The 12540-nt window shown below is 53.6% G+C and carries 8 protein-coding genes; all 8 read left to right on the top strand.

The features are described 5' to 3' along the window. Nucleotides 1–2: 2 nt before the first annotated feature. The 8 genes from IRT44_RS04510 to IRT44_RS04475 all read left to right on the top strand — a co-directional run bounded on the left by IRT44_RS04510 (nt 3) and on the right by IRT44_RS04475 (nt 12493). The gene (locus tag IRT44_RS04510; RefSeq protein ID WP_212132585.1) at nt 3–302 is read left to right on the top strand and encodes a hypothetical protein; all 300 of its coding nucleotides are present in this window, start codon (nt 3–5) and stop codon (nt 300–302) included. A gap of 189 nt (nt 303–491) precedes the next feature. Next, on the top strand, nt 492–1721 hold the full coding sequence (locus IRT44_RS04505) for an efflux RND transporter periplasmic adaptor subunit (RefSeq protein WP_230077527.1): 1230 nt from the start codon (nt 492–494) through the stop codon (nt 1719–1721). Continuing rightward, entirely contained in the window at nt 1718–4831 is a 3114-nt protein-coding gene (locus IRT44_RS04500; RefSeq protein WP_212132583.1) for an efflux RND transporter permease subunit, read from the top strand. Before IRT44_RS04505 ends, IRT44_RS04500 begins: the two co-directional genes overlap by 4 nt. 202 nt (nt 4832–5033) lie before the next feature. Next, nucleotides 5034–6329, top strand: coding sequence for an HD domain-containing protein (locus IRT44_RS04495; protein WP_230077526.1), 1296 nt, complete (start codon nt 5034–5036; stop codon nt 6327–6329). Then, the gene (locus IRT44_RS04490) at nt 6322–6849 is read left to right on the top strand and encodes a YwgA family protein (RefSeq protein ID WP_171564019.1); all 528 of its coding nucleotides are present in this window, start codon (nt 6322–6324) and stop codon (nt 6847–6849) included. The genes IRT44_RS04495 and IRT44_RS04490 overlap by 8 nt, the downstream gene beginning before the upstream one ends. A 189-nt stretch (nt 6850–7038) precedes the next feature. Then, nucleotides 7039–7434, top strand: coding sequence for a thioredoxin family protein (locus IRT44_RS04485; protein WP_171564020.1), 396 nt, complete (start codon nt 7039–7041; stop codon nt 7432–7434). Nucleotides 7435–7583: 149 nt separating this feature from the next. Further along, nucleotides 7584–8489, top strand: coding sequence for an S-layer homology domain-containing protein (locus IRT44_RS04480; protein ID WP_230077853.1), 906 nt, complete (start codon nt 7584–7586; stop codon nt 8487–8489). Between the two features lie 215 nt (nt 8490–8704). Further along, nucleotides 8705–12493, top strand: a complete 3789-nt coding sequence (locus tag IRT44_RS04475; RefSeq protein ID WP_230077525.1) for an ABC transporter permease — start codon at nt 8705–8707, stop codon at nt 12491–12493. The last annotated feature ends 47 nt before the right edge of the window (nt 12494–12540 follow it).

Genomic DNA, 12540 nt, shown 5'->3' with positions numbered 1-12540 from the left:
TCATGGCTGACTGGCTGCTCTATTCTTATTTTTTCTTTATCTGTTTAACGATTGTGCTTGCGATTGTCTGTCTGATCAGGAAAAAGAACACGTTTTTTTCCGCTCTAACCCTGGTGCTTGCCATCACTGCTCCGCTTGTTTTCTTCCTTCATGCACTGGCAAGAGGGGCGGGTACCGAACTGGAGCATTTTGTCCGTGAACTGCGTGCAGGTGAACTGTGGGCCATCTTTGTATTGTGTGCGTTTGCGGAAATCGTATGGTGGTACGGAAAAACCCTGTGGGAATTCCGAGGTAAAAGGTAACCGGAGGCAGATGTCCAATGGCGACGATTGTACGGCTCGCTGTCTTTTGAACGTTCAACTGTTTCGAAATGCCGCCCGATCATTTTGCTGAGGGGTAAATCCAGTCTGTGAAATTTGCTCAATTGCTGCATCGTATGATACAGATGGATTAATCTTCTCATAATGAAAGGAACTGAAGCGGAGGGTGGCATGAACAGCAAACAGTTGATGATTGCACTCATAGTTGGACTCTTGTTCACGACTGCCTGCAGCGGACAGGAGCAGGCAAATGATCCGGCCGAGGTCAAGAAAGTAGAAATCACCGCGGTCAAAAAGGAACAGGCGACCCAAGTGTCAGAATTGTCTGGCACACTGCAGCCGTTGGAAGAGGCGCTTGTTTCGTTTGAAGTGGGCGGCCGGGTGGTCGAACTGGCCAAGGAAGAAGGGGACAACGTCACGGCAGGCGAACTGCTCGCCCGGTTGGACAGCAGCGACTACTCGCTGCAGGTGGCGTCTGCCGCCGCAGCCGTCCAGCAGACTGCCGCCAATTTGGAAAAGGTGAACAACGGGGCGCGCGATCAGGAGGTTACGCAGGCGCGGCTGCAGGTGGAAAAAGCGACGATCGCCTACCGGAAGGCGCAAGACGACTTCAAACGAATCGAGCGGCTGTATCAGGAAAAAGCGATTTCCCAAAATGAGTACGAAAATGCCAAAAACTATCTGGCCGTTGCGGAAAAAGACCTGCAAAACGCGCAGCAGGCGTACTCGTTGGTCACGCAGGGGGCGCGCGCGGAGGATCGGGAGCTCACCCGGGCCAGTTACAACCAGGCGGTGGTTTCCAAGGAGCTCGCCGCCAGCACGTTGGCCAAGACGCAGCTGCGCGCGCCCATCAGCGGGACGGTGATCGCCAAGCTGTCCTCCACCGGTTCGCTGGTCAGCGTGGGCACGCCTGTCTACCGTGTGGGCAACATTGACACGCTGAAAGTGGTGCTGCCTGTCCCCGACCGGGAGATTTTTGCCTGGAAGGAGGGAGAGATCGTCACCATGGAGCTGTATGGCCAAACGCGCAACGGCAAGGTGGTGAAAATCTATCCGGCGACCAACCAGGGAACGGGGACGATCGGGGTGGAGGTTCATATCGGCAATCCCAGACATGACTGGTTTGCCGGCCAAGTGGTGAAAGCAAGAAAAACGATCCAGGGCAAGGAAGGCATCTATGTGCCGGTCGAGGCCGTCATCAGCCGCGGCCAGGGAGATGCGCACGTCTTTGTCAATGTCGGCGGAAAGGCAGTAAAAACGGCCGTGTCCATCGGCGAGATCAACGGCAACCGACTGGAGATCGTGGGCGGTCTGAAAGAGGGCGACCAGCTGATCGTCAAAGGTGTGGACCGGTTGTTTGACGGCGACCCAATCGAAGCGGCAGGGGGTCAGCCACAGTGATCGAATACATCGTCCGCAAACGGAAAATCACGCTGATGTTTTTCGTGATGGTCGTGGTTGTTGGCTTTCTCAGTTTTCTTCAGCTCCCCAAGCAGGAGTCGCCGGACATCATCGTCAATATTGCGACCGTGACAACCATCTACCCGGGTGCTTCACCGGAAAAAGTGGAGCAGACCGTCACGAAAAAGCTGGAAGAAAAAATCAACGAACTGCAGGGACTCAGCTACATTTCGTCCCATTCCAGACTGGGTGTGTCGACGATCATCGTGGAGACGAAGAGCGACGTCGACCCCAAGCAGAAATGGGATGAACTGCGCAAGAAAGTGAAAGACGCGGAAGCAGATCTGCCCGCCGACGCACAACAGCCCATCATCAACGACGATCTGAACCGCACGTTTGTGCAGACGATGGCGATTACCGCCGACACGCGGGAACAGCTCTACAGTCTGCGCTCGCTGTTGAAGTCGTGGAAGGATCAGCTGCGTACCATTCCCAATGTGGCCGATGTTACCATCGAAGGACTGCCCGAAGAGGAAGTACGCATTGAGGTGGATACGCAGAAGCTGAGCCAGTACGGCCTTACCTGGGGTCAGGTCATGATGGCGGTGAAAAAGGAGAACGAACGCGTCCCGCTGGGGGATTTGACCACCGACAGCCGGACGTACCAGCTCAAGTTGGCAGAGAATTACGATGTGAATGCGCTGAACAAGGTGATCATCTCGCGCACGCCGGAAGGCTACCCCGTATATCTGAAAGATATCGGTACGGTGAAGCTGACCACAGAAACGGTCAAATCGTATTCGTACTACAACGGGAAACCGTCCGTCTCCCTGAGCATCAACGCCGAGACGGGCAGCGACGTCCCCTCGTTGCAGCGGCGAGTGGACGAGATGATGGCGACGCTGGAAAAATCGCTGCCGGCGTGGGCAAAAAAACACTCCATCTACTCGCAGAACGAACGCGTGGATGAGCTGTTTGGAGACCTGTCGCGGGAGATGTGGATTGCCATCGCCGCCGTTTTGCTCGTGTGTACGCTGGGGCTGAACCTGATCACCTCGGTAGTCGTCGCCCTGGCCATTCCCATCTCGCTGGCCGTGGGCTTGCTGTTTTTGCCCTCGCTGGGTATCACGTTAAACATGATCTCCATCGTATCGTTGATCATCGTGTTGGGCATTTTGGTGGATGACGCCGTGGTCGTCAACGACAACATCGAACGGCGCCTCTCGGTGCTGGGCGAAAGGCCGTTGCAGGCAGCCATCAACGGCGCCAACGAAGTGTCCATCTCCATTGTCACGGCCACGTTGGCGACAATTGCCTCATTTGGTCCGCTCATGTTTTTGAACGGCAATGCAGGCCAATTCATCCGTCCCGTGCCGGTGATCATATCGCTGACCATGCTGGCGTCGATGATCATGTCGCTGACGATCATTCCGATTTTCCGCCAATGGTATGAGCAGCGCCGCCGCTCGGGAGTGGAAGACTATCGCAAGCCGGCGGGCTTGTTGGGCAAACAGTTGCAGCAGTTGACCAAATGGTACGCCAAGCGGCTGATGCCGAGGATTTTGAAGCGCCCGCTGCTGGCCGGAATGGTCGGCGTGCTGATCGGCACACTCGCCTACGGATTGATTCCATTCACCCCGGTTCAACTGTTCCCCAACGATGATCGCCCGCAGTTTTTGGTGGATATCCGTCTGCCGGTTGGCAGCAGCATCGACGAGACGGATCGCGTCGTCAGAGGGGTGTCCGACTGGATCATGAAGCAGCCGGGCATCGAATCTGTCGCTTCATACGCCGGCGGCAGCGCACCGAAAATGTTCGGCGGCGACACCAGTGCCGGCGAAGGCATCACGGTCGGGCAGTTGGTCGTCCGTTTTGACAAAGCGAAAGTAAAAATCGACGATATGATGGAACCGTGGCAGGAGGAGTTCAAGAAGCTGTACCCGGAAGCAACCATCCTGCCCAAGCAGTTGGAAGCAGGTCCGCCTGTCGGCAAACCGGTGGTGATCCGGCTGTACGGGGAGGATGTGGCGACGCTGCGCACCCTGTCCGAGCAGGTCAAGAGCAAGGTGGCGAAAATTCCGGGAACGTACGATGTGCAGGACGACTTCGGCATCGACAGCTACACGCTGGAGTTTGTCGTCAACAAGGAACTGATGGAACAAAAGCTGGTCAACTACAACGATCTTTCCCAGACGCTGCGCCTCGTCAGCGAAGGGATTACGGTCAGTCAGTTTGACAACGGGACTGATCTGCTCGACATCAAACTGTTCCTGCAAAAAGGAGAGGAGGACCCGTCCCTGCTTTTCCAACGGCTGACCGTGGCCAACGCCCGGGGCGAACAGATACCGCTGACCCAGTTGGCGGAAGTAAAGCCCACTTTCAGCACGCAGGCGATTCCGCACCGCGACCTGTCCCGCTGCGTCACCGTCTCCAGTGACGTCAGAGGACGCACGGCAACGGAGGTCATGCAGGAGATAAAGCCGATGCTGCAGACATTGCCCCTGCCGGACGGCTATCGCTGGGAGATCGGCGGAGAGACGTCGGAGCAGACGGAAATTTTCATCGACATGGGCAAACTGTCTGTCGTGGTGGTGTTCCTCATCCTGATCATGATCGCGATGCAGTTCTATTCGCTCAGCATTCCGGTGCTGGTGTTAAGCACGGTTTACCTCGCGTTTGCGGGCAGCCTGATCGGGCTGTTTGTCACCCAGACCCCGCTCGGCTTCATGACGATGATGGGCGTGATTTCGCTCTCTGGGATCGTCGTCCGCAACGGGATCGTCCTGATCGAATTTATCGAGGAAGCGCGGCGTGACGGCGTGGAACTGAAGCAGGCGGTGATCCAGGCGGGAGAAGCGCGCTTGAGGCCGATTTTGCTGACCTCGTTTACGGCCGTGGCCGGCTTGATGCCGCTTGCCCTCTCCGGAGACGTGCTGTTCCAGCCGCTGGCGGTCACGATTATATTCGGGCTGCTCTTTTCCACCATGCTGACGCTGATCGTCGTACCGTCCTTCTACACGGTGCTGGCGGAGGGCAAACGGAAGCGGCAGGCGAAAAAGGCAGCCAAGCGCCCCGACCTGTTTGGTCCGGAGGCGGAGATGAAGGCGTAACGCACTGACATAACGCGAACACTGCAACAATAGGCAGGTCCCCTCCGTGCCAAGCCGGAAAGCCGGGTGTTTTTAAGCGTGCGCGGAGGGGGTTTTTGCTTCATGCCGTCGTTTTCCAGCTGGTTGCCGTTATGGTATGATGGACCCAAAAGCCCGATCGGGACATGACGACGGGACGCAATCCAGGAAAGGAGTGTCCAGGATGCAACAGCCCCAGCTTCTTCATGAAGAAAAGGTGTTTAAGGACCCCGTGCACCGTTATGTACACGTCCGGGAGAAAATGATCTGGGACTTGATCAACTCGCCGGAATTTCAGCGGTTGCGACGGATCAGGCAACTGGGCACCAGCTTTTTTACCTTCCACGGCGGGGAACACAGCCGGTTTAACCACTCGCTTGGCGTATACGAGATCATGCGGCGCATTCTGGAGACGTTTGAAGGTCGGATTCAACTGTCGTACGAGGAAAAACTGCTCTGCCTGTGCGCTGCGCTGCTGCACGACGTGGGCCACGGACCGTTTTCCCATTCGTTTGAAAAGGTGTTTCGTTACCATCATGAAGATTGGACGCGCGCGATTTTGCTCGGCGACACGCAGATTAACCGGATTCTGCGCCGGATGGGCGACGATTTCCCCAAACGGGTGGCAGAGGTAATCGCCAAAACGTACGACAACAAACTGATCGTCAGCCTCATCTCCAGCCAGATCGACGCAGACCGGATGGATTATTTGCTGCGCGACGCCTACTATACCGGCGTCAATTACGGTAACTTTGAAATTGAACGGATTCTGCGGGTGATGCGCCCCCATGATGAGGGCATCGTGTTTAAATTCAGCGGGATGCACGCCGTCGAGGACTACATCATGTCCCGCTACCAGATGTACTGGCAGGTGTATTTCCACCCGGTAACGCGCAGTGCGGAAGTGGTGCTCCGCAAGATTTTCCAGCGGGCCAAGGAGCTGTTTGCCAAAGGCTACTCGTTCGCGCAGGAGCCGGTGCTGCTGCTGCCGTTCTTGACGGACAAGGTGAACCTGTCCGATTACCTGTCCCTGGACGAATCGGTAATTCTCTTTTACATGCAGATGTGGCGCAAGGAGAGCGATCCCATTTTGAAAGATTTGTGCTCCCGTTTTCTGGACAGGAATCTCTTTAAATACGTCGAATACAATCCGAGAGATTACCGCTTGCTGCAAGAGTTGAAACAGGAGTTTCAAGCGGCGGGAATCGACCCGATGTATTATTTGGAAGTAGACACCACCTCCGATCTTCCGTATGATTTTTATCGTGCCGGCGAGGAAGAGGAGCGAATTCCCATCATGCTTCTGATGCCATCCGGAGAACTGGTGGAGCTGTCGCAGAAATCGGAAATTGTGGAGGCGATCAGCGGCAAGCGCCGGTTTGACTACAAGCTGTACTTTCCAATGGATAAGGTGCTGGCTTTGCCGGAGGACGTCTCCGGAAAGTTACGAGAACGTCTGGGAGTGATGGAAGATGCTTAATCGTCACGCCAAAATCATACGCTTGATCGAAATTGCCGGCGAAGTGAGCGGACGAAAAAAGTTGCAAAAGATGGTATACATAGCGAAACAACTGAACATGGACTTCGACGAGCGGTTCGAATTTCACATGTACGGCCCCTATTCCGAGGAACTGACGTTGCGAGTGGACGAGCTGTGCAACATGGGCTTGTTGGACGAGCAGATGGAGAGCAAAGGGGCCATTCAGTTGTATCGGTACACCCTGAACGAAGCGGGCCGCGATTTTCTGCGTTTCCACGAAGTGGATTTTGGCCTTGGCGAGCGGCTGATCCAACGGATGAACGAGGAAAACTCCCGCTTTCTCGAATTGGTCTCCACCATCCTGTATTTCAACAATCTTCCCTATGATGAAATGAAGGCCAAAATTTTTACCTTTAAAAGCAAACAGCGTTATACCGAAGCGGAGATTCAAAAGGGCATGACGTTTATCGAGGAGCTGCGTGCGCTGATGAATGCCGACAGCGACGCACTCGCGCACTGATTTGTAATGGTATTGTCATCATAAAAAATGATAGAGCGGGCATGCAAGTAAAGACCGGCAATGGTGCCGGTCCTTTTTTTGTCTCAAGAGGGAGCGGCATAATGAAGCCACCGTTCCTTGACAACTCCATAAAGGATACACCTGATCTGCCTACATACGCGTCGGGGAAGGACATAAGGAGGTACGGAAATGCAGGATGGCTTCAAACGCCGTTGGAAGTGGATTGTGTCGCTGATTAGCTGCGCGGTCGCGGCGATCGTATTCTGGGCCGGTGCCAGTGCCAATCAGACGAAAGTGGTGTACGTGTTTAGCGAAAGCTGCGGGTACTGCACCACGTTTACGCCTACGTTTGAGCAGGTGATTAGGGAGTTTCCGCAATGGCAGGTGGAGCGGTTGGACGTACACGACAAACGGGACCTGGCCGAAGCGGAACGGCTGGGAGCAGAAGTGACACCTACTGTCTTTGTTGTGCAAGGTGGGGAGGTAGCAGGCAAGCTGGAAGGAGCTGTGTCGGCATCGGCTTTTCGCAGATTTTTGCAGAAACATCTAACAAAACCTCTTTCTGGAAAAAGTAACGGTGAGTAAAATGGTCGTAGGAGAAAAGAAGGGGCAAAAGGGCGAAAGTGTCAATGGACGACCAGACACACGTGATTGCGCCGATGCGGCGGTATCAGTTCCATGCAAATGGCAATAGAAAAAATGATGATGTTGGAGGAGGCAGCCACTTGAAACGAATGCATGTTTTTCTCGCCAGTCTATTGGGAACCGTGCTTTCATTAAGCGGTCTTTTCACTGCACCCCATCCCTCTGTTGCGCAAGCACAAACGGTTCAGAAAGACTATGAAAACCACCCGAACCGTGCAGCGATCGAATATGTGGTGAAACACAAACTTATGTGGCTTTTCCCGGATGGGAATTTCCGTCCCGAGCAGCCGATTACGCAAGCTGATCTGGTGGCTGGGTTGGTGAACGTAAAGGGGTTGACCCAAGGTGTTTCCGTTCCCGGTTTTCCGCAGAATCACTGGGCGAAGGTGTACTATGAGCGGGCGATGAAGGATGGGATTTTGGATGATGTTTCGATTAATCCCAATAAGGTTTTGAACCGGGAAGAAGGAGCTTTTCTGATCATTAATGCGTGGGAGAGTGTGAGAAATTCCCGAACACAGAAGACAACTGGATTTTATGAGCAATCGTCTAATGTTAAATATGCTGTAGATAGTGCGTGGCTCCCAAAGAAGGCTGGTAAATTTCCGAATGGTGTAGCTACCTCAATATATGATTCTGAAACCAGTGTCACCCGATCAGAACAGGCCTTTGTCTTGGCTACTCTACACAAGGATTTTGTAGGCATTAAGGAAGCTGAAATAATCGCCAATAAAATCCATAGCTCCTTGAGACTTTCTAACGGGATTTTAAGGGGGACTATATTTACTAGTAATAAATATAACGTGAGCCTTTTTATCCTCCATAAGAACGGTAATTTTAATGAGTACAATTCCCCCGGTGCATTTTCTGTAAATGTCTCTCAAGCTAAGGCTATGCAACTTACCATAAAATACAGAGGAGAGGCTGTTCCTTTAGTTTTTTATATGTATACTAAATTACCTGTAAGTCTGGAGTACGAAAACGTTCGGCGGTGATGGTAATGATGAGAAGTATAAAGACATTGCTGCTTTTCATTACCATTTTGTCACTATTAAATCCTTTTATGATCTCCCCTGAACACGCTCAAGCTAGCCCTATTAACCCTAAAACGTATGGGAGAACGCCGGGATATCTGAACCAGAATAAAGAAGTTGTAGGGAGTCTAGATCACTTTGTTGAGGGACTAGCTGGTCTTAGTAGAAGTGATAACATGCGACTGACCGTAGCCGACGTACAAGTCACGGGGGCTGTCAGCGGCAGCGGAAAAGTTTTAAATTACTCCAAAGCCTCCGAATCGGCGAACAACGGCTATCCAATTGTGGATATAGAGGAGGCCAGAGCTTGGGCTGCTATCTTTAACGGGAACCCCGCGTTTATGACAAACGAGAACGGTCTTTATGGGGGATTATTGACCAGTAGTGAGCCTGGTGCGGAACCATACACCGGGTATTTGCTGGCAAAAGTAGCTGAAATGTCCGGGGGAAAAGGCTTGCCATTCACTTTCAGACCTGCGAATAGTGGAGAACAAGGCTCTTGGGTGGGTGTCGTAAAATTCTTGACCACCCAGCGACCGGATGGTTCGATTCGCACCGATAAAAGCCAGTATCAAGTCGGAGACACCGTCAGGATTGATGCTTACGGGAAGGACTACAGTATTTACAATCGCGGATTAAAAGTCCTCAACTATTATATCTACAATGTCGATACCGGAAAGACGGAATATACGTTTACTTCGTTAATCAAAGAATACCCGATCAGCGGCGAGGGGGACGGAAGCGGTGCAACGATAAACTTCCCGCAACAAACGTGGGTGCCCGCGAAAGCCGGAAACTACGAAGCAAGAATCCTGTTCACCGATACACATGCCCGAAATACCAAAAATGCCCCTGCAGTGGGAGGTCAAGGTGTTGCGTATGCAGCACCTTTTGTTGTTGGCAACCCTCCTTCGCCGGAGCCTCCGGATGATGATGACGATGATGAACCGCCAGCACCCGAGAAGTGCAGCATTTCTTCCACGCAAACCAAGATGGAGATTCGCATTGAGGAAGAAAAAAGCGACCGGGAATTAAAGAACGTTCCCAGCGGCGGGGAAACCATCTATGTCGAACCAGGCAGCCGGATTATCATTACGGCCGCTAAGTCGGGAAGATTCACGGCCAACGGCATTCCCATGCAGAAAGGGTCCGGCAACAACGCCAAGGTTGGTGTGCTGGATGCCCCATTCGATGAAGGGGCAATTCAGATCAAGTATGAAAGCGACGATGGGGCTGACTGTTGGGTAAAAACGATGTATGTGCGAAAGAAAGGTGACCGCCTCGATAATTGTCCCATTGTAAAACTGTCGGGAAGTACGGTTAGAAACGGCGAAACCATCGAAGTGATGCCGGGAGAGGAGCTGCACTTCCGTGTCCAGTACACGGATCGGTATGGGGATGTACAACCCTTGGACGTGTATTGGGAAGTAACGCTGCCGGATGGCAAAATTGAGAAAGTGCCGAAGATGACGGATGACAATGGAAAGCTAAAACCGACCAGATCAGACGATCTTACATTGCCCTACACATACGGCAAGAAAGAGATCGTCCCTTTGGAACCAGGAAAGACATACCAACTGAGGCTCGACCTGGAGAGTACAAACTTTGATTCTACCAAACGACCGGAATGCGCCTGGTCCATTACGATCAAAGTCCGGGATGTGAGCTGCACAATCTACGAGCAGGACCGGATCAAGTTTTACGCGTACGGGGAACCGCCTGTCGGTTATTCGCCTGGCGGCCAACTGCTGGACGACACACTGCTTGATGACGGGCTGTACTTCCGCCACTTAACGAATACCGGCAGTGAATACGATACCCACTTGGGATTGGCTGCAGACGTGCCGGGCACGTGGTACTTGAAATTCAACGGCCAGCAAACCCCATTGACGGGCAAATTGGCAGCAAAAGAAAAGTTTCACCTGTACTTGCCGCTCGATGTAGAAGCAGGGGATACTGTTACGCTGGTCTTTATTTCCGAGACGGGCTGCATTCGGGAGTTGGAACTGCCCATCTGGTCGGATCGTGTGTGCTACTCACTAACCGCCTCCATCGAACGCACGACGGGACAAGTGGTGTGGAGAAAGGATGTCGAACGCGGTGAAATCCTTGAGTTTAAGCCGGAAGATTGGATCGACGAGTATCACGGCTTCCGCCTCTTTACCAGCGACGAGACACATTTTTCGCTGAGATGGCTTGACCCTGCAACGAACACCTGGGAAAAGGAACGTGACGGCGAATGGCTGTCCTCATCCAAACAAGCGCAGAATCATCATAGAATTGGGTTCCCTCGTGATGACGCAACGGGGTTACCGTTACCCGGATTCTACAGGGTTCAGTTTTATAACCCAAAAAGTGGTACCACCCAATGTGACGGCGAATTCTTTGTTCGCATTGGAGACGCTGGCATTCCCAACGATGGGGAGAACCTGCTGATCATCAAGAGCAGCTTCACGATCACGCCAAACGATCCGCAGGCTCCGGGGACGACCGCAACCATTACGTTTGACGTGAAGAACGCCGGGAAACTGGAACACGATACCAAACTGGCGGTGCGCTGGGAAAGCTCCCCGACGGCCACCATGCTGGACGTGAACAACTTCAAGCCGGGGGAAGTCCGCAAAATTACCGTGCCGACGCAGTATCCGCAGCAGTCGGAGGATTTTATTGCCAACATCAACCCGCATAAAGACAGGCCGGCTGACGAAACCATTTGGCCGGACAACCGCGCTGAGTGGCCGGTCAAGGTGATCGGCGGCGGGGGAGGAACTATTCCCAATCCGCCAGGTGGCGGAGGAAACTTTGACGGCGGCGAGATCGGCCTCAAGATATTCGACAGCGACGGCCGCGAGCTGCAGAAGCTGCAGGCGAATGCGGACGGTGTATGGGAACGGGAGCCGGCCAAGATCCGCGTTGAGATCGACCAAACGAAAATCAACGATGGCTTTGCTCGCGTAAAGCAGGAGATCAACCAAAACATCACCTCGTACAAGTCACAGCTGGAGCAGGCTATCAAGGGTGACGGGATCAAAGGCGTGTCTGTGACGGCGACTCCGGGATGGATCGCGGACGCGAAAAGCATGGCCGTGTACAGCCCGGCCATGCTGGACTTGAAGGTAACCGGTCCCGGCACGCCCCAACAGTGGCAGGTGAGCAGCGCGGGAACCGGCGGCGATTATGTTTACACCGGAACGGTTGTCCCGACGCAAACAACGTGGCGGCAGGTGCTAAACGCGCAGGAATACAAGGTCGAGATCAACGGGTTTGTGATCACGATGGATTACAACATCCGGTTTGACGTGTCGTATGAAAGCTGCACAGAGGACGACGACGGCAACGAAACATGCGTTCCGCACAGCCTGACCCGAAACATGACGGGGCGTTACACGATCACGGTAAAAGGCGGGGAGCGCGAGTTTGAAGTATTTGAACCAAACGCCAAAGGGCTGCTGCGCCACACCGCAGAATGGACGGAATACCACGGGCGCGACCGATATCCGGACAGTCGTCCCAATGATTTTTACGCTGGTGAGCGCATACTGACCAGTCTTGTCCTGGAAACGCGTCACCGCCATCCGGTCAGCGGCAAATATCCGGAGATTACGGCGGCACAGGCATGGATTTCCGAAACCGGGAGGCGAAACACGCCGCTTCAGTCCACCCTGGAGTTACAGCGGTCGTCACAGACGGCATGGCAGGGGGCGTCCTATATGGTGCCCAAACTGGGCTTGAGGGAAATGGGCGTCGATACGCCCCTGATGGGAGACAAACAGCGCGGCTTTCAAAAGGATGCCAGCTACGCCGTATACTTTCACGTGCATTTTCGGTTTGGAGCGGTGAAGGGCTTTGCCTTCCCGAACAAACAGCAGTTCACCGGGCATGATCAGGCGGATTATCGGGCGCCGTTCCGCATTATCGCCAACGCCTGGGAACGCCAGGGCATTCGCAACCATACCACTCGGTAAATTTACTTGCTCCCCCTTGCTGTCTTTTTCTACCGTATAGGAAGAAA

Source organism: Brevibacillus sedimenti, assembly GCF_020923495.1.
GTDB lineage: Bacteria > Bacillota > Bacilli > Brevibacillales > Brevibacillaceae > Brevibacillus > Brevibacillus aydinogluensis.
This window is presented reverse-complemented; position numbering and strand designations above follow the sequence as displayed.

What these genes read in the sequence shown, in the direction of transcription:
- IRT44_RS04510 (WP_212132585.1), top strand. Translation starts at nt 3, where the DNA reads ATGGCTGACTGGCTGCTCTATTCTTATTTTTTCTTTATCTGTTTAACG.
- IRT44_RS04485 (WP_171564020.1), top strand. Translation starts at nt 7,039, where the DNA reads ATGCAGGATGGCTTCAAACGCCGTTGGAAGTGGATTGTGTCGCTGATT.
- IRT44_RS04505 (WP_230077527.1), top strand. Translation starts at nt 492, where the DNA reads ATGAACAGCAAACAGTTGATGATTGCACTCATAGTTGGACTCTTGTTC.
- IRT44_RS04490 (WP_171564019.1), top strand. Translation starts at nt 6,322, where the DNA reads ATGCTTAATCGTCACGCCAAAATCATACGCTTGATCGAAATTGCCGGC.
- IRT44_RS04495 (WP_230077526.1), top strand. Translation starts at nt 5,034, where the DNA reads ATGCAACAGCCCCAGCTTCTTCATGAAGAAAAGGTGTTTAAGGACCCC.
- IRT44_RS04475 (WP_230077525.1), top strand. Translation starts at nt 8,705, where the DNA reads ATGCGACTGACCGTAGCCGACGTACAAGTCACGGGGGCTGTCAGCGGC.
- IRT44_RS04480 (WP_230077853.1), top strand. Translation starts at nt 7,584, where the DNA reads ATGCATGTTTTTCTCGCCAGTCTATTGGGAACCGTGCTTTCATTAAGC.